Annotated in this window: 14 protein-coding genes; 8 read left to right on the top strand and 6 right to left on the bottom strand. The window is 72.0% G+C overall.

Annotated features, from left to right (window positions below; translation table 11 throughout):
- Window positions 1–146: 146 nt before the first annotated feature.
- A complete protein-coding gene (treS, locus tag ACGFXC_RS17390; protein WP_393713595.1) occupies window positions 147–1,853 on the bottom strand; it encodes a maltose alpha-D-glucosyltransferase in 1,707 nt (568 codons plus the stop codon).
- Window positions 1,850–3,844 carry an alpha-1,4-glucan--maltose-1-phosphate maltosyltransferase gene (locus ACGFXC_RS17385; protein ID WP_393713593.1) on the bottom strand — a complete coding sequence of 665 codons (1,995 nt, stop codon included), beginning with the start codon at window positions 3,842–3,844 and terminating at the stop codon, window positions 1,850–1,852. The genes treS and ACGFXC_RS17385 overlap by 4 nt, the downstream gene beginning before the upstream one ends.
- A gap of 486 nt (window positions 3,845–4,330) precedes the next feature.
- On the opposite strand from ACGFXC_RS17385, the gene glgP reads away from it, so the two are divergent.
- Window positions 4,331–6,967 carry an alpha-glucan family phosphorylase gene (gene glgP, locus ACGFXC_RS17380; RefSeq protein ID WP_393713592.1) on the top strand — a complete coding sequence of 879 codons (2,637 nt, stop codon included), beginning with the start codon at window positions 4,331–4,333 and terminating at the stop codon, window positions 6,965–6,967.
- 9 nt (window positions 6,968–6,976) lie between these two features.
- Here glgP and ACGFXC_RS17375 read toward each other — a convergent pair whose 3' ends face one another.
- A complete protein-coding gene (locus ACGFXC_RS17375) occupies window positions 6,977–7,978 on the bottom strand; it encodes an Lrp/AsnC family transcriptional regulator (RefSeq protein WP_393713591.1) in 1,002 nt (333 codons plus the stop codon).
- A 125-nt stretch (window positions 7,979–8,103) separates the two neighbouring features.
- Here ACGFXC_RS17375 and ACGFXC_RS17370 point away from each other — a divergent pair, with 125 nt between their 5' ends.
- Both ACGFXC_RS17370 and ACGFXC_RS17365 read left to right on the top strand, forming a co-directional pair.
- Window positions 8,104–9,645, top strand: coding sequence for an MFS transporter (locus ACGFXC_RS17370; RefSeq protein WP_393713589.1), 1,542 nt, complete (start codon window positions 8,104–8,106; stop codon window positions 9,643–9,645).
- Between the two features lie 212 nt (window positions 9,646–9,857).
- A complete protein-coding gene (locus ACGFXC_RS17365; protein WP_393713587.1) occupies window positions 9,858–10,346 on the top strand; it encodes a hypothetical protein in 489 nt (162 codons plus the stop codon).
- 67 nt (window positions 10,347–10,413) lie between these two features.
- Here ACGFXC_RS17365 and ACGFXC_RS17360 read toward each other — a convergent pair whose 3' ends face one another.
- Both ACGFXC_RS17360 and ACGFXC_RS17355 read right to left on the bottom strand, forming a co-directional pair.
- Window positions 10,414–11,877, bottom strand: a complete 1,464-nt coding sequence (locus ACGFXC_RS17360; protein ID WP_393713585.1) for a nitronate monooxygenase — start codon at window positions 11,875–11,877, stop codon at window positions 10,414–10,416.
- Between the two features lie 225 nt (window positions 11,878–12,102).
- Window positions 12,103–14,376 (bottom strand): M4 family metallopeptidase, encoded by a 2,274-nt coding sequence (locus ACGFXC_RS17355; RefSeq protein ID WP_393713583.1) that lies wholly within the window; start codon window positions 14,374–14,376, stop codon window positions 12,103–12,105.
- A 381-nt stretch (window positions 14,377–14,757) separates the two neighbouring features.
- Here ACGFXC_RS17355 and ACGFXC_RS17350 point away from each other — a divergent pair, with 381 nt between their 5' ends.
- Window positions 14,758–16,245, top strand: coding sequence for a sugar transferase (locus tag ACGFXC_RS17350; RefSeq protein ID WP_393713581.1), 1,488 nt, complete (start codon window positions 14,758–14,760; stop codon window positions 16,243–16,245).
- 15 nt (window positions 16,246–16,260) lie between these two features.
- Here the strand turns inward: ACGFXC_RS17350 and ACGFXC_RS17345 are convergent, their stop codons facing one another.
- On the bottom strand, window positions 16,261–17,211 hold the full coding sequence (locus tag ACGFXC_RS17345; RefSeq protein ID WP_393713579.1) for a GDP-L-fucose synthase family protein: 951 nt from the start codon (window positions 17,209–17,211) through the stop codon (window positions 16,261–16,263).
- Between the two features lie 236 nt (window positions 17,212–17,447).
- Here ACGFXC_RS17345 and gmd point away from each other — a divergent pair, with 236 nt between their 5' ends.
- The 4 genes from gmd to ACGFXC_RS17325 all read left to right on the top strand — a co-directional run bounded on the left by gmd (window position 17,448) and on the right by ACGFXC_RS17325 (window position 22,598).
- Window positions 17,448–18,461, top strand: a complete 1,014-nt coding sequence (gene gmd, locus ACGFXC_RS17340) for a GDP-mannose 4,6-dehydratase (RefSeq protein ID WP_393713577.1) — start codon at window positions 17,448–17,450, stop codon at window positions 18,459–18,461.
- 246 nt (window positions 18,462–18,707) lie between these two features.
- Window positions 18,708–21,482, top strand: a complete 2,775-nt coding sequence (locus ACGFXC_RS17335) for a LamG-like jellyroll fold domain-containing protein (protein WP_393713575.1) — start codon at window positions 18,708–18,710, stop codon at window positions 21,480–21,482.
- 78 nt (window positions 21,483–21,560) lie between these two features.
- Window positions 21,561–22,259: a hypothetical protein gene (locus ACGFXC_RS17330; protein ID WP_393713573.1), complete on the top strand. Its 699-nt coding sequence runs from the start codon at window positions 21,561–21,563 to the stop codon at window positions 22,257–22,259.
- A gap of 108 nt (window positions 22,260–22,367) precedes the next feature.
- A complete protein-coding gene (locus ACGFXC_RS17325) occupies window positions 22,368–22,598 on the top strand; it encodes a hypothetical protein (protein WP_393713572.1) in 231 nt (76 codons plus the stop codon).

Here is a 22,598-nt window from a genome sequence, read left to right as displayed (position 1 = left end):
CCTTTCCCCGGGCCGTCACAGAATGCGCAGAGTGTCCCGGATGCGCGGCAGTTGCTTCTCCGGTAGGTGCGAGTGTCGGGTCAGGATGATCCGTACAGGGGCGGGCGATTGACCCGAACGAGTGCCCGCCCCGTACCTCGGCCCCGTCAGTCGGCGCGCTGGTCGCTCCGCAGGCGGAACCAGTAGAAGCCGTGGCCCGCCAGCGTCAGCAGGTACGGCCACTCGCCGATCGGCGGGAAGCGCACGTCGCCCGTGAGCTCCACGGGGACGCGTCCGTTGAACGACCGCAGGTCCAGCTCGGTGGGCTGCGCGAAGCGCGAGAAGTTGTGCACGCACAGCACCAGGTCGTCCCCGAACTCGCGGAGGAAGGCGAGGACGGCCGGGTTGGACGAGGGCAGTTCGGTGTACGAACCGAGTCCGAAGGCGGGGTTCGCCTTGCGGATCTCGATCAGCCGGCGGGTCCAGTGCAGCAGCGAGGAGGGCGACGCCATGGCCGCCTCGACGTTGGTGACCTGGTACCCGTGGACCGGGTCCATGATGACCGGCAGGTTCAGCCTGCCCGGATCGCACGAGGAGAAACCGGCGTTGCGGTCCGGGGTCCACTGCATCGGGGTGCGCACCCCGTCGCGGTCGCCGAGCCAGATGTTGTCGCCCATGCCGATCTCGTCGCCGTAGTAGAGCACCGGCGAGCCGGGCAGCGACAGCAGCAGGGCGGTGAACAGCTCCATCTGGTTGCGGTCGTTGTCCAGGAGCGGGGCGAGCCGGCGCCGGATGCCGATGTTGGCCCGCATGCGCGGGTCCTTGGCGTACTCGGCGTACATGTAGTCGCGCTCTTCGTCCGTGACCATTTCGAGGGTGAGCTCGTCGTGGTTGCGCAGGAAGATGCCCCACTGGCAGCGCTCCGGGATCGCCGGGGTCTTGGCCAGGATCTCGGAGACGGGGTAGCGGCTCTCTCTTCGGACGGCCATGAAGATGCGCGGCATGACGGGGAAGTGGAAGGCCATGTGGCATTCGTCCCCGCCCTTCGCGTAGTCGCCGAAGTAGTCGACGACGTCCTCGGGCCACTGGTTGGCCTCGGCGAGCAGCACGGTGTCCGGGTAGTGCGCGTCGATCTCGGCGCGGACCCGCTTGAGGAGCTGGTGGGTGCGCGGGAGGTTCTCGCAGTTGGTGCCCTCCTCGGCGTACAGGTAGGGCACGGCGTCGAGGCGGAAGCCGTCGATGCCGAGGTCCAGCCAGAAGCGCAGGGCGGACACGATCTCCTCGACGACGGCCGGGTTCTCGTAGTTGAGGTCCGGCTGGTGCGAGAAGAAGCGGTGCCAGTAGTACTGCTTGCGTACGGGGTCGTACGTCCAGTTCGAGGATTCGGTGTCGACGAAGATGATGCGGGCGTCCTGGTACTGCTTGTCGTTGTCGGCCCACATGTAGTAGTCGCCGTAGGGCCCGTCCGGGTCCTTGCGCGACTGCTGGAACCACTCGTGCTGATCGCTGGTGTGGTTCATGACGAAGTCGATGATCACCCGCATGCCGCGGGTGTGCGCGGCGTCCACGAACTCCACGAAGTCGGCGAGGTCGCCGAACTCGGGCAGGACGGAGGTGTAGTCGGCGACGTCGTAGCCCCCGTCGCGCAGGGGCGAGGCGAAGAACGGCGGCAGCCACAGGCAGTCGACGCCGAGCCACTGGAGGTAGTCCAGTTTGGCGGTGAGCCCCTTGAGGTCACCGACGCCGTCGCCGTTGCTGTCGTGGAAGGAGCGGACGAGGACCTCGTAGAAGACCGCCCGCTTGAACCAGTCGGGGTCTCGGTCCTTGGCGGGGGTGTCTTCGAAGGTGTCGTGGACGGGATCGTTGATCATCATGTGGTGGGTGACCCTCCGGTGGGCGGGGACGGTCGCAGAGCGGCCAGCACGTGCGCGGGCGTTCGGCCCGGCTCTAGGCGCACGTAGTTCGCCCTGCCCCAGTGATAGGTCTCGCCGGTGAGCTCGTCGCGCACCGCGAGGGACCCGTGCCAGTCGAGGCCGAGTACCGGCATGTCCAACGAGACCGTCGCCTCCTGGGTGTGGTGCGGATCGAGGTTGACGACCACCAGTACGGAATTGGCTCCGGCGTGCTTCGAATAGGCGATCACCTGTTCGTTGTCGGTCGTGTGGAAGTGGATGTCGCGCAGCTGCTGGAGGGCGGGGTTGCGCCGGCGCACCCGGTTCAGGGTGGTGATCAGCGGGGCGATGGAGCGGCCCTCGCGTTCGGCGGCGGCCCAGTCGCGCGGCCGCAGCTCGTACTTCTCGGAGTCCGCGTACTCCTCGCTGCCGTGGCGCACCGGCTCGTTCTCGCAGAGCTCGTAGCCGGAGTAGACGCCCCAGGTGGGGGAGAGGGTGGCGGCGAGCACGGCCCGCACCTCGAAGGCCGGACGGCCCCCGTGCTGGAGGTACTCGTGCAGGATGTCGGGCGTGTTGACGAAGAAGTTCGGCCGCATCACCGAGGCCGAACGGGTCCCGGCCAGCTCGGTCACGTACTCGGTCAGCTCGGCCTTGGTGTTGCGCCAGGTGAAGTACGTGTACGACTGCTGGAAGCCGACGGCGGCGAGCGCGCGCATCATGGCGGGCCGGGTGAAGGCCTCCGCCAGGAAGATCACGTCGGGGTCGGTCTTGTTGACGTCCGCGATCACCTTCTGCCAGAAGACGACGGGCTTGGTGTGCGGATTGTCGACGCGGAAGATCCGTACGCCGTGCTCCATCCAGTACCGCAGGATCCGGACCGTTTCCGCGACGATGCCGGCCATGTCGGTGTCGAAGTGGATCGGGTAGATGTCCTGGTACTTCTTCGGCGGGTTCTCGGCGTAGGCGATCGTGCCGTCCGCGCGGTGGCGGAACCACTCCGGGTGCTTCTCCACCCACGGGTGGTCCGGGGAGCACTGGAGGGCGAAGTCGAGCGCGATCTCCATGCGCAGCTCGCGGGCGCGGGCCACGAAGGCGTCGAAGTCCTCGATCGTGCCGAGCTCGGGGTGGACGGCGTCGTGGCCGCCCTCCGTCGAGCCGATGGCCCACGGTACGCCCGGATCCCAACTGCCTGCTGACAGAGTGTTGTTGGGGCCCTTGCGGTAGGTGGAGCCGATGGGGTGGATGGGTGGCAGGTACACGACGTCGAAGCCCATGGCGGCGATGGCCGGCAGCCGCTCGGCCGCCGTGCGGAAGGTTCCGCCGACCGGCGCCGCGCCCGGTTCGAGGACCGCGCCCTCGGAGCGCGGGAACATCTCGTACCAGGAACCGAAGAGCGCCCGCTTGCGTTCCACCAGCAGGGGCAGCGCCTTGGCCGCGCTGACCAGCTCCCGGTACGGGCGCCTGGCCAGCGCCGCGTCGACCGCGGGGGCGAGCGCCGCCGCGTACCGCGCGCCGGCCGGCCGGTCCTCGTCGCGCATCGCGTCGGCGGCCGCCAGTACGGCCTCGCGGCCGTCCCGCTTGGGAATCTTGGCCGCGGCCCGCGTGTAGAGCTCCGCGCCCTCCAGCAGGGTCAGGCCGGTGTCGAGGTCCGCCGGGATCTTGATGGCGGCGTGCGCGCGCCAGGTGGCGACCGGATCGCTCCACGCCTCGACCGTGTAGGTCCACCTCCCCTCGATCTCGGCGGACACCCGGGCGCCCCACCGGTCGGTGCCGGGGGCCAGCTCGCTCAGCGGAACGGGCGGGCGCAGCCGCCCGCTGGGATCGCGCAGGACGACGTGCGCCGCCACGGCGTCGTGGCCCTCCCGGAACACGGTTGCGGAAATTTCGAAGACCTCGTCCACGACCGCCTTGGCGGGTCTGGCGCCGCAGTCGACGGCGGGGCGGACGTCCAGCACGGGAATGCGACCGATCATGATGGGATCACCTGGGGGCAGTTCGCAGGGCTCGGTGACAACAGGCCGGCCGCGAGGGCAGCCGGTAGTGCACGCTCTGTTCGCTCTGTTTCTAGCCGCTCGGAAGACGGCTGGGCTGCGGGCATGGCCGCTCCTGTCCGCGTTCACTCGGGTGGCGGGGAAAGGTTGGTGGCGGGTGCGCCGTGCGTGTACCTCGCGTACCCGCAGAGCCCTGCCCCACTCACACCCCGCCCAATCCGCGCTCTCGGTTAACTACTCGTACGTAGTGGCACGCGGATCTCCAAGGCCCGGACCGGCATCCGCCGAGGCTCCGTCAAGTCGGCCGGTATCGAACGCGGTCCGCGGGGCGCGGCGCGCGCCGCCCGCCGCCGGCCGGGGCGGGATGGCCCGGGGGAGGGGGGTGGCGCTAGCCTTCCGGGGGCGTTGCGCGGGTGCACAGCGTGGTGCGGCCGCTCCGATCCGTCATCCCCTGCGAAGGTGGAACACGTGAAGGCTATCCGTCGATTCACCGTGCGCCCCGTCCTCCCCGAGTCCCTCATGCCGCTCGCCGAACTCGCGCGCAACCTGCGCTGGTCGTGGCATACGGAAACCCGCGAACTCTTCGAATCCGTCGACCCCGAAGGCTGGCAGGCCGCCGGCGGCGACCCCGTCCGGCTCCTCGGCGCCGTGCCCGCCGCCCGCCTGGAGGAGCTCGCCGCCGACCGGCGCTTCCTGCGGCGCCTCGCCGTGGCCGTCGCCGACCTCGACGACTACGTCCACGGCGGCCGCTGGTACCAGAGCCACGAGCACAGCGCCGAGCTGCCCGCCGCCATCGCCTACTTCTCCCCCGAATTCGGGATCACCGCAGCCCTGCCCCAGTATTCGGGCGGTCTCGGGATCCTGGCCGGCGACCACCTCAAGGCCGCCAGCGACCTCGGCGTCCCCGTCGTCGGTGTCGGTCTGCTCTACCGGCACGGCTACTTCCGCCAGTCCCTCTCCCGCGACGGCTGGCAGCAGGAGCACTACCCCGTCCTCGACCCGCACGAGCTGCCCCTGGCCCTGCTGCGCCACGAGGACGGCTCCCCCGCCCGGGTGTCGCTCACCCTGCCCGGCGGACGATCGTTGCACGCGCACATCTGGCAGGCCCACGTCGGGCGGGTCCCGCTGCTGCTCCTGGACTCCGACGTCGAGGACAACGACTCCGGCGCCCGCGAGGTGACCGACCGGCTCTACGGCGGCGGCAGCGACCACCGCCTCCTCCAGGAGATGCTGCTCGGCATCGGCGGGGTCCGCGCCGTCCGCACCTACTGCGCGATCACCGGCCACCCCGCCCCCGAGGTCTTCCACACCAACGAGGGCCACGCCGGCTTCCTCGGCCTCGAACGCATAAGGGAACTCGAAGGGGAGCAGGGGCTCGGCTTCGACGCCGCCGTCGAGGCGGTCCGCGCCGGCACCGTCTTCACCACCCACACCCCCGTCCCCGCCGGCATCGACCGCTTCGAGCGCCCCCTGGTGGCCCGCCACTTCGGAGAGGGCGGCGAACTGCCCTCCGTCCCCGTCGACCGGATCCTGGAGCTCGGCGCCGAGACCTACCCGGGCGGCGACCCCGGGGTGTTCAACATGGCGGTCATGGGCCTGCGCCTCGCCCAGCGCGCCAACGGCGTCTCCACCCTGCACGGAGCCGTCAGCCGCGGCATGTTCGCCGGGCTCTGGCCGGGCTTCGACGCGGCCGACGTCCCCATCGCGTCCGTCACCAACGGAGTGCACGCCCCGACCTGGGTGGCCCCCGAGGTGATGCGGCTCGGCGCCCGCCAGATCGGGCCCGGCCGCACCGAGGACGCCCTCGCCGTCGGCGGTTCGCCCCGCTGGGACGCGGTGGCCCAGATCGCGGACCAGGACGTGTGGGACGTGCGCCGCCTCCTGCGCGAGCAGCTCGTCCAGGAGGTACGGGAGCGGCTGCGCGCCTCCTGGAAGCAGCGGGGGGCGGCCGACGCCGAGCTGGGCTGGGTGGACTCCGTCCTCGACCCCGACGTGCTGACCATCGGCTTCGCCCGCCGGGTGCCCTCCTACAAGCGGCTCACGCTGATGCTCCGCGACCCCGAGCGGCTGCGCCGCCTGCTGCTGGACCCCGACCGGCCGGTGCAGATCGTCGTCGCGGGCAAGGCCCACCCCGCCGACGACGGCGGCAAGCGGCTCGTCCAGGAGCTGGTCCGCTTCTCCGACGACCCCCGGGTGCGCCACCGCATCGTGTTCCTGCCCGACTACGGCATGGCCATGGCGCAGAAGCTCTACCCGGGCTGCGACGTCTGGCTCAACAACCCCTTGCGCCCGCTGGAGGCCTGCGGCACCAGCGGGATGAAGGCCGCGCTCAACGGCTGCCTCAACCTCTCCGTCCTGGACGGCTGGTGGGACGAGTGGTTCGAGCCCGACTTCGGCTGGGCCATTCCCACCGCCGACGGCCTCGGAACGGACGAGGACCGGCGCGACGACCTGGAGGCGAACGCCCTCTACGAGCTGATCGAGAGCCGGGTCGCGCCCCGGTTCTACGACCGGGCGGGGCGCAGCGGACTGCCCGTGCGCTGGATCGAGATGGTCCGCCGCACCCTGGTGTCCCTGGGCCCGAAGGTGCTCGCGGGGCGGATGGTACGGGAGTACGTCGAGCGGCTCTACGCCCCCGCCGCCCTCTCCCACCGGGCCCTGGACCCCGCCGCCGCGCGGGACCTGGCCGCGTGGAAGGGGCGCGCCCGGGCGGCCTGGCCCCGGGTTGCCGTCGAACACGTCGAGGCGGTCGCCGAGGCGCCCGTCGGCGGCACCGCCGAGCTCGGCGCCACCCTGACCCTGCGGGTCCGGGTCGCGCTGGACTCGCTCGCGCCCGAGGACGTCGAGGTGCAGGCCGTCGCGGGCCGGGTCGACGCCCAGGACGTGATCCGCGACGGGCGCAGCTTCCCGCTCAAGCCCGCCGCCGGTCCCGACCTGGAGGGCCGCTGGGTCTACGAGGGCCCGCTCGCCCTCGACCGTACGGGGCCCTTCGGGTACACCGTACGGGTGCTGCCGGCGCACCCGCTGCTGGCGACCCCGGCCGAACTGGGCCTGGTCGCCGCGCCGCCGGACGCCGAACCGGTGGGCGGCGTACTGCTGCGCTGACGGCGCGGCTCAGGGGACGGGCGGCGGGTCGACCAGCCGCCCGTCCTCCACCAGCATCCCGGCGCGCTTGATGTTGCGCAGCGTCGGCACCACCTCCACCTGCCGGATCCCGGGCAGCGCGCCGACCCGCTCGGTCAGGAACGTGTACAGCGCGTCGGTGTCCCGGCAGACCACCACCGCCAGCAGGTTCGCCGTCCCGGTCACCGCCGCCGCGAACGGCACCTCCGGGTACCCGCCCAGGGCCGCCCCCACCTCGGCCAGCAGGGCCGGCTTCACGGTCGCCATCAGTACGGTCTCGGCCTCGAAGCCCAGCGTGCGCGGCACGATCTCCACGTCCAAGTAGACCGCCCCCTCGGCGCGCAGCCGCTCCACCCGGCGCCGGGCCGTGGACTCCGACAGCCCGGTGGCCCGGGCCAGCTCCGGGTAGCCCGTACGGCCGTCGCGGCGCAGCACGGCCAGCAGGGACAGCTCGGTGGCGTCCATCGTGTACCGCTCCGTACCGCCCGTCGGGGCGGGCTGCTCCAGCGCGGCCACCTGGTCCGGCCGCAGCACGTCCAGGCCGAACCAGCGTTCCGGGCCGCCCGTGTACATGCGCAGGATGGTGTGCGCGCTGACCCCGGTCACCCGGCGGGTGCGCGGCAGCTTGTCCAGGAGCAGCCCGTCGCGGTCCTCCCGGGTGCGGGCGCGGGTGGTGCAGTGGATGTCGGTGCCGCCGGAGCCCAGGTTCACCCAGGCGACGTCCGGGCGGCGGGCCAGCGCCTCGGCGACCGCGAGCGAGGCGTCCGGCGCGCACTGCACCCGCAGCCAGGACTCGAACAGGCCGACCCGCGGGCCCATCGGCAGCGCGACCACCCGCAGCAGCCCGCTGGTGCGCAGCCTGCGGTAGCGGCGCACGACGGTCTGGTCCGACACCTCCAGCACCTGCGCGAGCCGGCTGAAGGTGGCCCGCCCGTCGATCATCAGGGCCTGGATGAGCGACATGTCGAAGGCGTCGAGCTCCGCGTCTTTCATGGTTTCCATCATCGCAGGGCCCCGGGTAGCGGAAATCCGTCGGCGAACGGGTCCTGGATGGGGGTGCGGCCCGTCGGGCTGTCACCTTGGGACCACCCCCCGCCCGGTTCCCGAGGAGACCTCCCATGCGTAAATGGCTACCCCTGACGGCGGTCTGCCTCGGGGCCTTCATGCTCCTGGTCGACGTCACGATCGTGACCGTCGCCCTGCCCGACATGGCCGAGGACATGGACACCGGCTTCGCCGGCCTCCAGTGGGTGATGGACGTCTACGCCCTCGCCCTGGCCGCCCTGCTGCTCGGCGCCGGATCGCTCGCCGACCGGATCGGGCGCCGCCGCGTCTACCTCGGCGGGCTCGCGGTCTTCGCCGCCGCCTCGCTGGCCTGCGGCCTGGCCACCGGCCCCGCCACGCTGATCGCCTTCCGCGCCGTACAGGGCCTCGGCGGCGCCGCGATGTTCGCCACCACCATGGCCCTGCTCAGCTCCGCCTACCAGGGCCGCGACCGCGGTGTCGCCTTCGGCGTCTGGGGCGCGGTCAACGGCGCCGCCGCCGCGGCCGGACCGATCATCGGCGGCCTGCTGACCGAGCACTTCGGCTGGCGCTGGATCTTCTTCATCAACCTGCCCGTCTGCGCCGTGGCCGTCTGGGTGACGCTCAAGGCCGTGGCCGAGTCCCGCAATCCGCACGCCACCGGCCTGGACCTGCCCGGCATGGCCACCTTCACGGCGGGTGCCGGCGCCCTGACGTACGCCCTGATCCGGGTCGGTGAGAACGGCTGGACCTCCGCCGCCACCCTGGGCCTGCTGGGGCTGGCCGCGGCCGCCTTCGCCGCCTTCGTGGTGATCGAACTGCGCAGCTCCCGGCCGATGCTGGACCTCTCGCTGTTCCGCAGCCCGAACTTCGTCGCCGTCATGGCGGGCGGCCTGCTGCTGTCCGGGGCCGCCTTCTCGTACCTGATGTACGTCTCCCTGTGGCTGCAGTCCGCCGAGGGCATGGGGCCGGTCCGGGCGGGCCTGGTCCTGGTCCCGCTGAGCCTGGCCGCCTTCGCGGTCTCGGCGGTGGCCGGGCGCCTGCTGCACGGGGCCCCCGCGCGGCTGAGCATCGGCGGCGGGCTGCTGCTGATCGGCGTCGGGGCGCTGCTCCAGGCCTGGATGCTGGACGCCGGGGACGGCTGGGCGGCGCTGGTGCCGGGGCTGGTCCTGACCGGTATCGGCGTGGGCATGGCGACCCCGCCGCTGGCGGCGACCGCGATGGCCGCGGTGGCCCCGGCCCGGGCGGGCATGGCGGGCGGCGCGCTGAACACCGCCCGGCAGCTGGGCAACGCCCTCGGCATCGCGGTGCTGGGCGTGGTGTTCCACTCCGGGCTGGTCTCCGGGCTCGGCGGGCAGCCGCGCGAGAGCGCCGACGTGCTGGCCTCCGGCGGGGCCGGGCAGCTGCTCGCGGCGGCCCCGGCCGCGCGGGAGTGGGTGGAGGCCGCCTTCGCGAGCGGGCTGCGGGACACCTTCGTGGCCTCGGGGGCGATGGGCCTGGCGGGCGCGCTCGTGGTGGTCCTGCTGATCCGCCGCCCGGCCGCCGCCGCCGGCGCCCCCACCGCCCCCGCGGCCGGGCGGCCCGGGCAGGCACCCGTACCGGCGCAGGGCGGCCCCGGGGACCGCACCCCGGCCTGACCCCGGCCCGCCGCCCCTGGCGGCGGCCCGCCCGGCCGCCCCGCCCGGACGCCCGGCGGGGCGGCCGGGCGGATGGCTCACGGGCGCTCCGGGAGGGTGAACCTTCGAACGCACTGCGCATGCCGCACCGTTTCCGGCGTCCGCTCCGCTCCTACGCTGCCCGCGGATGCCCACCGGAAGGGCACCCACGGAACCCGAGAAACGGAGCTTTCATGCGTCTGCGCACCACCGCCGCCGCGTTCCTGGCCTCCCTCGCGCTCGTCCTGCCGACCGCCGGAGCGTCGCTGGCCGACCCGCACCACGACGGCCTCGGCGTCCTCTACTACCGCTTCGCCGACGGGGACGGTGACACCCGCACCGGGCAGATCCACCCCGGCGACAACGACACCTGCTACCAGCTCACCCACGCCCAGCGCCACCCGGCCTTCGCCGTGAAGAACGAGACGGAATCCCTGGCGGTCCTCTTCCGGGACGGCAGCTGCGGCGGAGACGCCCAGGAGACCCTGCGGCCGGGCGAGCGGGCGGACGGCCTCAACGTCCGGTCCGTCCTCTTCAAGCCGGCCCGCGAACACCACGGCGGTCACCACGACGACGACAACAACTGGGACGACCGCTACGACGAGGACCGCAGCGCCGCCCCGCGCACCGTGCAGCACCGCGCGGGCGAGCTCTTCGGCCGCGTCATGGGCTCGATGAGCTGATCGAGCCCCGCGCGCGGACGGGCCCGGCACCCCCTGGGGGGCGCCGGGCCCGTCCGTCCGTCCGGCCTCAGGGGCGCGCCGCCGCTCCCGCTCCCGCCGACAGCCACCGCACCACGTCGGCCGCCGTGTAGGGGGAGGCGTCCGGGGACAGCCGGGGCAGGAACGACAGGTCCTTGCCGATCGTGACCAGGGGCGGCTCCGTGCGCCCGCCCGGCCGCCGCTGGGCCAGCCCGATCGTGGCCAGCAGCCCGTTGCACAGGCACCGCTTGCCCTCCGCGTCCGCCGCCGTGCCGCCCTTGCGGACGTACGCGGCCACCGGCTCCGCCGCGCACCGGTAGACCAGTCCGCGCGGACCCCGTACGGGCGTGCGCAGGAAACCCAGGTCGCAGACCCGGCGCCGGGCCGCGGCCACCTCCGGCTCCGAGACCGTCCCCGCCAGCTCCGCCACCTTGAAGGGGAACGAGGTCGGTGAGGCCGCCGGGTCGTTGCGGACCGTCAGGGTGCCGGCGTGCGCCCGGCCGAGGAGCTCCTCGCGCAGGTGCCGGGCCATCCCGGACTCCTCGCACAGCGCGAAGGCACTGCCGATCTGCACCCCCGCCGCTCCCTGCGCCCGGGCGGCGGCCACCGCCTCGGGGCTCGCCTGCCCGCCCGCGAGCCAGAACGGCAGCCCGAGCGCGGCCATCTTCGCCAGGTCGGGATGGTCCCGGGGGCCGTAGACGGGCTCGCCGGCCGCGTCCAGGTGCATCGGCCCGCGCGGCGGGGCGCTGTGGCCGCCCGCCCCGCTGGTCTCGATGACGAACCCGTCCGGGCGGGTGGCCGCGTCCCGGGCCAGGTACGCGGCCAGCACCGGGAGCGAGACGATGGCCAGCACCCGCGGGCGGCGCAGCGGACCGGGCAGGTGCCCCGCCAGCAGCGCGGCCGGATCGAAGAGGTGGTCCAGGGGTTCCTCGTCGCCCTCTACCGCGATCCGGGTGACGCAGCGCTCGTAGCGCGCCAGCCGGGTGGCGAGGGCCGGGATCTGACCGGGGACTCCCGCGCCCACGAGCACGTGGTCGACGCCTGCCAGGATCGCGCCGAACATCGCGGGGGCGGTGGCCAGCTGGATCTTCTCCAGGTAGTTGATGCCGATGACACCATCGTGTCCCTCCTTGGCGAGCCACACCTCGACGAAGTTGCCGAGGACGGTGAGGACCTCCGCCTGCGCCCCGCCGGTCGCGCGCAGCCGGGGGGTGGTGCGCAGCGGGGCGGTGTCGTCGGGCGGGCCGCCCTCGCGGAAGTAGCAGTCCAGCGCGGTCTGGGCGAGCTCGGGGAGCGGGAAGGCGGCCAGGGCGCGGCGGGCGTGACCGCCCGGGTCGCCGCTCTGCAGCACCCGGGCCAGTACGACGTCCAGCGCGGTTCCGGAGACGACGCCGAGCTGGCCGGTGACGGACACGGCCCGGGCCAGGCGCCAGCCGGAGACGCCGACGCCCATGCCGCCCTGGATCAGCCAGGGGTGCGCCGGGGCGGGTGCGTTCGTGGGGGACTGGGGCATGCGGCACGTCCGTCACTCGGTGGTCACCCGAACCTACGGTTGCGTAGGTTCGCTGGTTCCACTATCTCCCCGCCGCCGCCCGCGGCCCCGCGCCGAAGGTCCCGGCCTGACGCCGAAGGTCCTGCGGTCCGGGGGCACATGGAACAGGGCCGCCCGGGGAGGTCTTCTCCCGGGCGGCCCCGTGTCCATCGGTTCAGCTGTGGTTCACCGCGTTCCCCGGAGGGATCAGAAGGTGAGCTTCCAGCTGTCGATCTTGCCGGTGTCGGCGGACGCGAGGTCCGCGACGCGCAGCTTCCAGACACCGCTGGCGGCCTCGGAGGAGGCGTTCACGGTGAAGCTCTGGATGATGTTGTCCGCGCTGCCGCCGGTGCGGTTGCGCAGGTTGTAGACGGAGCCGTCGGGGGCGACGAGGTCGACCTTCAGGTCACCGACGTACGTGTGCTTGATGTCGACGTCCACCTTGAGCGTGCTCGGCGCGTTGCCGGAGCGCGACACGGTGATCGGCGACTCGACCGTGGCGTTGTCGTTGATCGCGTAGTCGTTCGTGTTCTCGAAGACGTTCTGCTGGGAGGTCCCGACCGTCCAGGTGAACGACGTCGTGCCGGTCTTGCTCGCCGAGTCGGTCACCGTGACGGTCACGTTGGACGTGCCCGCGGTGGTGGCCGTGCCGGAGATCAGGCCGGTGGAGGAGTTGATCGACAGGCCGGCCGGCAGGCCGGTCGCCGCGTAGCTCAGCGCACCCGGGTTCGTGCTGGTGGCCTGGACCTGGAGGCTCACCGCGGTGTTGATCTGGGTGGTCTGGTTCGGGATCGCGGTCACCGAGACGCCGCTGGCCGGCGGCCGGGCGCCGACGGCGATGCCGGCCCAGGCGTTGGCCACGTTGTTGTAGATGACCGAGTTCGCGCCGTACAGGTCGGTGGCGGCCTGGAGGGTCGCCGTACGGGCGGCCGCGTAGTTGGTGTTGGACTTGAAGTAGCCCACCGTCAGCGCGCGGAACCAGATCTTCGCGGCGGCCTCGCGGCCGATCGCGGTGACCGGGAGGTTGTCCGAGGTCGGCGAGTTGTAGCTGACCCCGTTGATGACCTTGGCGCCCGAGCCCTCGGACATCAGGTAGAAGACGTGGTTGGCCGGGCCCGACGAGTAGTGGACGTCGATGCCGCCGAGGCCGGAGTACCACGAGTCCTTGGAGGACCCGTCCTTGCTCGGCTTGTCCATGTAGCGCAGCGGCGTGCCGTTGCCGTTGATGTCGATCTTCTCGCCGACGAGGTAGTCACCGACGTCGTTGGGGTTGTTCGCCGTGAACTCGACGTTCGCCGCCATGATGTCGGAGGTCGCCTCGTTCAGACCGCCGGGCTCACCGCTGTACGTCATGTTGCCCGTGACGGAGGTGAGGCCGTGGGTCATCTCGTGCGCGGCCACGTCGATGGAGGTGAGGGGCTTGTTGTTCCCCTGGCCGTCGCCGTAGGTCATGCAGAAGCAGGAGTCGTCCCAGAACGCGTTGACGTACGCGTTGCCGTAGTGGACCCGGCTGTACGGGGCCACGCCGTCGTTGCGCAGGCCGTTGCGGCCGTGCACGTTCTTGTAGTAGTCCCACGTCAGCTGCGCGCCGTAGGCGGCGTCGGCGCCGGCGGTCTGACGGTTGGACGGAGAGCCGTTGCCCCAGGTGTCGGACGTGCTCGAGAAGAGCGTGCCGGTGCCGGAGCTGCCCCCGTTCAGGTCGTAGGTCTTGTGGTTGCCCCGGCCGGCGTCCGTCAGCGTGTAGTTGCTGCCCGACTGCGAGGTGCCCAGGGTGACCTGGCCGCTGTACTGGGTGTTGCCGACACCCTTCTCGATGGCCTGCCACTCGGTGATCTTCGCGCCGGTCTTGGCGTTGGTGATCACGTGCAGCTTGCTCGGGGTGACGCCGTCGCTCTGGAAGCCGCCGACGACGGTCTCGTAGGCGAGGACCGGGGCGCCTTCGGCGGCCCAGATCACCTTGCGGGCCCCCTGCTCGGCCTTGGCGTCCTTGCCGCCGGAGGCCGACAGCGCGGCGAAGGCGGTGCCCTCGGCGGCCGACGGGGTCACGGTGGCGGAGGTGTCCGCGACCTTGATCTCGTGGTTGGTGGCCTTGGTCACGCTCTTGGTGACACCACCCTTGGCGTGGACCGTGAGGTCGCCGCCGAGGACGGGCAGACCGTTGTAGGTCCGCTCGTACGTGGTGTGCGTGGTGCCGTCCGCGTCCTTGACCACATCGCGGACGACGAGCTTCTCGCCGCTGCCGAGGCCGAGGGCCTTGGCGGCCTGCACGGTGGTGGAGTTGGCGTCCGCCAGGAGCGTCGCACGCTCCGAGGCGCTGAGTGCGAGATTGGCCGCGCCCGGATTGGGCTGGGCGACCTTGGCGGCCTGCGACGCGGTGGCGTCGGCGTTGGCGGTACCGGCCTGTATGCCTACGGCGAGCAGGGCTGCCGCGGCTACGAGTGCTGAGGCCGCAGTGGCACGCCTCTGGGGGGTGGAACTCAACGCAGACTCCTTCTGCAAGGGGGGTTCCGGATGGCTGGGTGGGCCTCCGGGCAGATCAGGGCTGGTGCGATGAACGGTCGAAGAGTGCCATCTGTGGGTCGTGATGTCAGGGCCGCGTCAAAAGGTTGGCTGGAAACAGTTCGTTGTCCGAAGATACGTATCCGGTATCCGAACCATTCACCTTCGTGTGCAAGGAAGTGGCCCGAGGCTCGGAATAGTTGATACCGGTTGCTAACGCTTGGGCAACGAGAGGCGCCGTTAACCCAAACGGCATTTAACGTACGGGTGTTTGTCGTACTGTTTCCCGGTGCGACCGATGCCCGTCGCCAGGGGAAGTCACGGGCACGCGCCGCCGCCATAGACCACGTGCCAGGGGGGCCCATGAGGCATGTTCATTTTCCTGCGCAAAGTGTGGCCAGGCCGGCCGCTGATACGGAGGGGCTGACAACCGCTCCGGCGCGGCGGCTCGGTGACAAGGCCCGCCGGTACCTGCCCGCCGCCGTGACCGCGGACTTCGTCGGTGCCGCCGTGCCCGTCGGCCTGGTCTTCGACGCCGCCCAGCAGGCCAGGCCCGTCGCCTGCGCGCTCACCGCCGCCGTGGCGTGGACCGGAGTGCAGGGCCTGCGCCGACGTTACGCCTCGCGGACGCTGGGAGAATCCCGCGGCGTGCTGCCCGTCGTGCACGACTGGCTGATTCTCATCGGTGTCCTGGCCGTCGCCCGTGTGCTGACCGGCGAGAGCACCCCCCGGCTGGCCGCCCTCGGGGCCCTGCTGCCCGCCCTCCTCGTCACCGTCGCCTGCCACAAACTGACCTACCGCCACCTGTCGGCCGCCCGCCGCGAGGCGCAGGCCGTCAGCCGGGTGCTGGTGATCGGCGAACCCGGCGCCGCCGAACACGTCATCTCCCGCCTCGCCGCCCGTACCGACCACCCGTACGTCGTCGTCGGCGTGGTGCCGGTCGGCGAGGGGGCGCCGGCCAGCGGGGTACCCGTCGCCGCGCGGCTGGAGGCCGCGATGCCCGAGGCGGCGGCCGGTGACTGGCCCGCCGTCCTCGGCGCCGTCCGCAGCCACCACGCCGACCTGGTGCTGGTGGCGCCGGGCACCCGGTTCGCGGGGGAGCGGCTGCGCCGAATGGCCTGGGCGCTGCACGACGAGGGCCTGGAGCTGGCCGTCTTCCCCGGGCTGGTGGAGATATCCGTCAAGCGGCTGGAAACCCTCTCCGCGGGCGGGCTCGCCGTCCTGCGCGTCGCGCCGCCCCTGCGCAGGGGGATGCAGACCCTGCTCAAGTCGGCGCTGGACCGGGCCGGGGCGGCGGCCGGACTGCTGCTGCTCGCCCCGCTGTTCCTGGCGGTGGTCCTGGCGATCCGGCTCGGCTCGCGCGGTCCCGCCTTCTACAGCCAGCGCCGGATCGGACGCGACGGCGTCCCGTTCGTCATGTGGAAGTTCCGCACGATGGTGGTGGACGCCGACCGGATGAAGGCCGAGCTGGCGGGGGCCAACGAGAACGACGGCCTGATGTTCAAGATGCGCCGGGACCCGCGGGTGACCCGGGCCGGCCGGCTCCTGCGCCGCACCTCGATGGACGAACTGCCCCAGCTGTTCAACGTGCTGACCGGCAGCATGTCCCTGGTCGGCCCGCGTCCGCCGCTGCCCGAGGAGGTGGCGCGGTACGACGAGGTCGAACTGCGCCGGCTCACCGTGCGGCCCGGCATGACCGGCCTGTGGCAGATCAGCGGGCGGTCGGACCTGTCCTGGGACGAAACGATTCAGCTAGATCTTCAGTACGTCGACAACTGGTCGTTCACCAGTGACGTCGACGTGATGGGCCGTACGATCCGCGCCGTCGTCGACGGTCGCGGAGCGTACTGAGGGGCCGTGGTGGAGTCAGCCCTGCCGGCCCTGGTCGAGCCACCAGCGGTAGGTGGAGGCGATGCCGTCGCGCAGCCCGATGCCCGGCTTCCAGCCCAGCGAGGTCAGACGGGAGACGTCGAGCAGCTTGCGCGGGGTCCCGTCCGGCTTCGAGGTGTCCCAGACCAGGCGGCCGCGGAAGCCGGTCACCTCGGCGACGGTTTCGGCCAGCGCCCTGATGGTGAGGTCCTCGCCGCAGCCGATGTTCACGGGCTCGTCGCCGTCGTACTCGGCCAGCAGCACCGCGCAGGCAGCCGCGAGGTCGTCGACGTGGAGGAACTCCCGTCGCGGGGTGCCCGATCCCCACAGGGTGACCTCCTCGCGCCCCTGCGCCGCGGCCTCGTGGAAGCGGCGGATCAGGGCGGGCAGGACGTGCGAGGACTCCAGGTCGAAGTTGTCGCCCGGCCCGTAGAGGTTCGTGGGCATGGCCGAGACGTACGAGGCCCCGTACTGCTTGCGGTACGACTGGACCTGGACGATGCCGGCGATCTTCGCGAGGGCGTACGCCTCGTTGGTGGGCTCCAGCGGGCCGGTCAGCAGGGAGTCCTCGCGGATGGGCTGCGGGGCGAGCTTCGGGTAGATGCAGGAGGACCCGAGGAAGAGCAGCCGGCCCACGCCGGCGGCGTGCGCCCCGGCGATGACGCTCAGCTGGATGGCGAGGTTGTCCTCCAGGAACTGCACCGGGTAGGTGCTGTTGGCCATGATGCCGCCGACCTTGGCGGCGGCCAGCACGACCGCGTCCGGACGCACGTCGCGCAGGTACGCCCCGGTCGCGGCGGCGTCGCGCAGGTCGAGGTCGGCGCGGCCGCGGGTGAGCACCTCGTGGCCGTCGGCGGTCAGGCGGCGCACGACGGCGGACCCCACGAGGCCGCGGTGTCCGGCGACGAAGACGCGGGCGTGCGGCGGCAGGAGCGGCGAACTTGTCATACCGCCGATGATGCCAGTCCGCCGCCCCGCTCCCGCGCACACCCCGGCCTCCGGGACCCGCTGCCGGGCGCCCCGGGCACGGAGGCTCCCCGGCGAGGAAGTACGGTACGGATCCGGTTACGGAGCCCGGCCCGAACGCCCGGTACGCCCCCCGCCGGGGCCCGGTCCGCGCGACCCGCGCACACCCGAGGCACCGCCTCACCACGACGCACAGCAACGACAACCTGGGGGACCCCATGGGCAAGACCGCACTGATCACCGGCGTCACCGGACAGGACGGCTCGTACCTCGCCGAGCTCCTGCTCTCCAAGGGCTACACGGTGCACGGGCTCGTGCGGCGGTCCTCCAGCTTCAACACGGAGCGGATCGACCACGTCTACCAGGACCCGCAGACCGCCAACCGGTCCTTCGTCCTGCACCACGCCGACCTCTCCGACGGCGTCGCCCTGGTGAACCTGCTGCGCGACATACGCCCCGACGAGGTGTACAACCTGGGCGCGCAGTCCCATGTCCGGGTCTCCTTCGACGCCCCCCTCTACACCGGTGACGTCACGGGCCTGGGCGCGCTGCGGCTGCTGGAGGCCATCCGGGCCAGCGGCGTGGACACCCGGATCTACCAGGCCTCGTCCTCCGAGATGTACGGCGCGACCCCGCCGCCGCAGAACGAGGGCACCCCCTTCCACCCGCGCAGCCCGTACGGCGCCGCGAAGGTGTTCGCCTACTGGACCACGGTGAACTACCGCGAGGCGTACGGCATGTTCGCGGTCAACGGGATCCTCTTCAACCACGAGTCCCCGCGCCGCGGCGAGACCTTCGTGACCCGCAAGATCACCCGCGCGGTCGCCCGGATCAAGGCCGGCCTCCAGGACCACCTCTACCTCGGCAACCTGGACGCCGTCCGCGACTGGGGCTACGCCCCGGAGTACGTGGACGCGATGTGGCGGATGCTCCAGCAGGACGAGCCGACCGACTACGTGGTGGCCACCGGGGTCGCCGCGACCGTCCGCGAGTTCGTCGAGTCCTCCTTCACCCACGCGGGCCTGGACTGGAACGAGCACGTGCGCTACGACCCCAAGTACGAGCGCCCGAGCGAGGTCGACGCCCTCATCGGCGACGCGTCCAAGGCCCAGGAGCTCCTCGGCTGGAAGCCGTCGGTCCTGGTGCCCGAACTGGCCCGGATCATGGTGGACGCGGACGTCCGTCAGGTCGAGGACCAGCTGGCGGGCGCGAGCGTCCGCATCGACCGCTGAGGCTCCCGACTTCCCCTACGATTTGCCGTGTCCCGGTCATCTCCGCATTTCCGCGTGGGGGTGACCGGGGCAAACCTGCCGTATGTCTGAGATGCGCCCTCCGTGCTGAACCCGGTTGATTCCAAGTTGGTATGCAATGGGTCAAGGGAGGTGACCGGGCACTCGCGTGAGCCCTAGTCTGCGCCAGTACATATGGCTGTTCGGATAGTTCCAGCCATCAAACCGGGCGATTGCCCTGGGGGGCTCATGCGTAGATCCAGAGGGCTGACTGCTGCCCTCGCCCTGTCACTGGCCGGTGCCGGCACCGGCCTTGGCCTGGTGCTGATGCCCGAGGCGTCCGCCATCACGCCGCCCGTGGCATTCACCGCCGACGAACTGCCCACGTGGCAGCCGAACGGCGTCGTCTTTGCCATGGACCAGGCGGACGGCACCGTCTTCGCCGGCGGCACCTTTTCGGCGGTCCGGCCGCCCGACGGCAGCGCCGGCACCGAGCAGGACGCCGTGAACTTCGTGGCGCTCGACGCCGCCACCGGCAACCCCACCAGCTGCAAGCTGGACTTCACGGTCGGCGACGGCACCGCGACCGTCCGGGCGCTCGCCGTCTCGAAGGACAAGAAGACCCTGTACGCGGGCGGTTACTTCGGCGCCGTCAACGGCACCCCGGTCTCCAGCCTCGCGGCGATCGACATCGCGAGCTGCACCCCCAAGGCATCGTTCCACCCGAGCGTCCCCGCCACCGTGCGCGCGCTCGCCGTCACCGACGACACGCTCTACCTCGGCGGCGACTTCGGTACGGTCGAGGGCCAGACCCGCGAGCGGTTCGCCGCGGTCGACGCCGGCTCCGGCGCCCTCAAGCCGTTCACCGCCAACGCGGACGAGCCGGGCCGCGCGATCCAGCTCAGCAACGACGGCAAGAACGTCCTGCTCGGCGGGGACTTCTTCTCGGTCAACGGCTCCAACACGCACGCCCTGGCGGTCGTCAACGCCACCACGGGCGCCGTCGCCAAGACCTACTCCACCATCCCCTCCAACTCGGTGGTCAAGCACATCGCGGCCGACGCGACGGGCTACTACACCGGCAACGAGGGTTCGGGCGGCGGCGTCTTCGACGGCCGCATCGGCCTCGACACCTCCTTCAACGAGAAGTGGCGCGACCGCTGCCTGGGCGCCACCCAGTACGTGCTGCCCTACGACGGGGTGCTCTACAGCTCCTCGCACGCGCACGACTGCTCGCTGGAGAACCAGTTCCCCGACGGCAAGCGCAACTTCCTGCTGGCCCAGCAGACCGACCACCAGGGTGCCGCCCCCGCGCCCGTGGACGGTTTCGTGCCGAGCCCGCCGAAGCTGGGCTGGCACCCCACCGCGAACGACGGCATCGGCGAGGGCATCGGCCCGCGCGTCATGTCCGTTTCGGAGAAGGCCGACGTCAAGTACATGTGGGTCGGCGGTGAGTTCACCCTCATCAACGGCGAGCCGCAGCAGGCCCTGACCCGCTTCGCCTCCACCGGCGACGTCGGCGCCCCGACCACCCCGGTCGCCAGCGCGGGCAGCGTCAAGCCCGGCGAGGCCCAGGTCCGCTGGCGCACCAGCTACGACCAGGACGACAGCAAGCTGACGTACCGGATCTACCGCAACGGCTCGGCGACCCCGATCGCCACGGTCGCGGCGGACTCCCTGGAGTGGGAGCGCCCGCAGGCCTCCTGGACCGACACCACCGTCAAGGGCGGCCAGGCCTACAGCTACCGGGTCACCGCCACCGACGGCGCGGGCAACACCAGCGCCCTGTCGGCGAACGTCTCGGTCACCGTGCCGACCTCGGTCCAGTCCTACCCGGACAAGGTCCGCGCGGACGGCGCCAACCTGTACTGGCGCTACGACGACACCGTCAGCCCGTACGTGGCCGACTCCTCGGTCTCCGGCAACACCGGCGGCGTCCAGGTGGCCGCCCCCACGCTGCGCCAGAGCCCCGGCGCGATCACCGGCACCAGCACGGCGATGGGCTTCAACGGCACCACGCAGCAGGTCTACAGCGACCACCGCCAGTCGGTCGGTGCCGCCTTCTCCGTCGAGACGTGGTTCAAGACCAACACCACGCGCGGTGGCAAGCTGATCGGCTTCGGCAACAACACGGTCAACGCGAGCGGCTCCTACGACAAGCAGCTCTACATGACCAACACCGGCCGGCTGGTCTTCGGCGTCTACAACGGCTCCGCCCGCACCATCAGCACCGGTCTGTTCGAGACGTACAACGACAACAAGTGGCACCACGTCGTCGGCACGCAGGGTCCCGGCGGCATGACGCTCTACGTCGACGGCCAGAACAAGGGCACCAACAGCGCCGTCAACTCCACTCCCTACACCGGTTTCTGGCACGTGGGCGGCGACAACCTGAGCAGCTGGCCGACCCGTCCGACCAGCAACTTCTTCGCCGGATCCCTCGACGAGACGGCCGTCTACCCGTCGGCGCTCACCCAGGCCCAGGTCAAGTCCCACTTCGACCTGGCCAAGGCGCCCACCGACACGGTCGCCAAGGTCGTCGCGTCGGAGGACACCTACATCAACCAGGGCGCCCCGAGCGCCGCGTACGGCACGTCCACGCAGCTCGCCGTCCGCGGCAGCTCCGCGTACGAGTCCTACCTGCGCTTCACCCTCCCGGCCGCACCGTCCGGGCAGGTCCTCAAGAGCGCCTCCCTCCAGTTCAAGACCTCCACCCAGGCCGGGGCCGGCACCGCCGACACCGTCTCCGTGGTCCCGGTCACCGGCAGCTGGAGCGGCACGGGCACGACGTTCAACACCAAGCCCACCCTCGGCACCACCCCGCTCGGCACCATCGCGGGCGTGCCGGACGGATCGGCCGTACAGAACGTCGAGCTGGACACCACCGCGGTCTCCGCCGTGCTGGGCAGCGGCTACAGCCTCGGCCTGACCAGCACGGGCACCGACGCCATGTGGCTGTGGTCCTCGGAGTCGACGGCCGCGGACGCCGCTCCGCAGCTGATCCTCACCTTCGGCCAGAAGTAACCGCCTGACGGCGTACGGGGCCCGGTCGACACCTGCCGGGCCCCGTACGCCTTTCCGACCCCGTACGGGAGCCACCTGATGCACCGACGCCCCGCCGCGGCCGCCGTCCTCCTGGCCGCCGCCCTGACGCTGACCGCCTGCGGGTCCGACGGCGACGGCAAGGCCTCCGCCGACGCCGCGGCCACGCCGAAGCCGCCGGCCTCGTCCTCGGTCCCCGACCCGGCGGACGCCCCGCCCGGGACCGCCGCGCCCGCCGCGCCCGGCGCTCCCGATGCCAAGCCGACGGGCCCGGTCCTGCCGGACGCGAAGCTGACCCCGAAGACGGGCACCTTCAAGGAGAACGAGAAGAAGTACCTGAGCGGCCGCGTCCCCGCGAAGACGGACCCGGCCGCCGTCCTCCAGAACGGCCAGGAGACCTGCCAGCGGATCGAACGCACCGCCAAGCGGGACAAGGACGCGGCGGCCGCCGCCATCATCTCCGGCGACATCACCGGAGCGAAGGACGCCGTCGAGCTGCTGTGCCCCGAGCAGAAGCCGGTCCTGGCCGTCGCGGCCCGGGGGTTCGGCGACGCCCCGGCCACCGCTCCGGCCCCCGGCACCTACCGGGCGCTGACCCAGAGCACCACCTGCACCTGGGAGGCCACGGACAAGGACGGCGCCGTGCTCGCCTCGGGACCGCAGGCCCCGCTCAAGGCCGGCGACAGGATCACCGCCACCGTCCCGGCCGGCACCTCCACCTTCCGCTCGACGGGCTGCTACGCCTGGGTCCCCGCGTAGCCGGACCACCCGCCCCGGATCCGCCGCCGCCGCCGCCCGAACTCCCGGGCGGCGGCGGCGTTTCCGCGTCCGTTCGCCGGGTACCCGCGGGTCACCAAGCAGACCCCTGTGGAGGCGATTCCTGTGCGCGGTATAGGCGGTTGCATAGCCCTGATCGTGGTGGGGGCCATCCTCACCTTCGCGAGCGACTGGAAGATGGAGAGCGTCAACCTCGACCTGGTCGGCGTGATCATGATGCTGGCGGGCGCCGTGGGCCTCGGCGTCTACGCGAGCGTCCTCAAGCGCCGCCGGGCCCTGGGCGCCGTCCCCGTCGTCGAGGAACGCCGCGACGTCCTGTAA

It is taken from the genome of Streptomyces sp. NPDC048507 (genome assembly GCF_043199995.1).
GTDB lineage: Bacteria > Actinomycetota > Actinomycetes > Streptomycetales > Streptomycetaceae > Streptomyces.
Note: the sequence above shows the minus strand (reverse complement) of the source record. Positions and strands in the feature narration are given on the sequence as shown.

Excerpts from the sequence above, each read along its gene's own strand:
- treS (WP_393713595.1), bottom strand. The coding sequence starts at position 1,853 with ATGATGATCAACGATCCCGTCCACGACACCTTCGAAGACACCCCCGCC.
- ACGFXC_RS17385 (WP_393713593.1), bottom strand. The coding sequence starts at position 3,844 with ATGATCGGTCGCATTCCCGTGCTGGACGTCCGCCCCGCCGTCGACTGC.
- ACGFXC_RS17375 (WP_393713591.1), bottom strand. The coding sequence starts at position 7,978 with ATGAAAGACGCGGAGCTCGACGCCTTCGACATGTCGCTCATCCAGGCC.
- ACGFXC_RS17370 (WP_393713589.1), top strand. The coding sequence starts at position 8,104 with ATGCGTAAATGGCTACCCCTGACGGCGGTCTGCCTCGGGGCCTTCATG.
- ACGFXC_RS17365 (WP_393713587.1), top strand. The coding sequence starts at position 9,858 with ATGCGTCTGCGCACCACCGCCGCCGCGTTCCTGGCCTCCCTCGCGCTC.
- ACGFXC_RS17360 (WP_393713585.1), bottom strand. The coding sequence starts at position 11,877 with ATGCCCCAGTCCCCCACGAACGCACCCGCCCCGGCGCACCCCTGGCTG.
- ACGFXC_RS17350 (WP_393713581.1), top strand. The coding sequence starts at position 14,758 with ATGAGGCATGTTCATTTTCCTGCGCAAAGTGTGGCCAGGCCGGCCGCT.
- ACGFXC_RS17345 (WP_393713579.1), bottom strand. The coding sequence starts at position 17,211 with ATGACAAGTTCGCCGCTCCTGCCGCCGCACGCCCGCGTCTTCGTCGCC.
- gmd (WP_393713577.1), top strand. The coding sequence starts at position 17,448 with ATGGGCAAGACCGCACTGATCACCGGCGTCACCGGACAGGACGGCTCG.
- ACGFXC_RS17335 (WP_393713575.1), top strand. The coding sequence starts at position 18,708 with ATGCGTAGATCCAGAGGGCTGACTGCTGCCCTCGCCCTGTCACTGGCC.
- ACGFXC_RS17330 (WP_393713573.1), top strand. The coding sequence starts at position 21,561 with ATGCACCGACGCCCCGCCGCGGCCGCCGTCCTCCTGGCCGCCGCCCTG.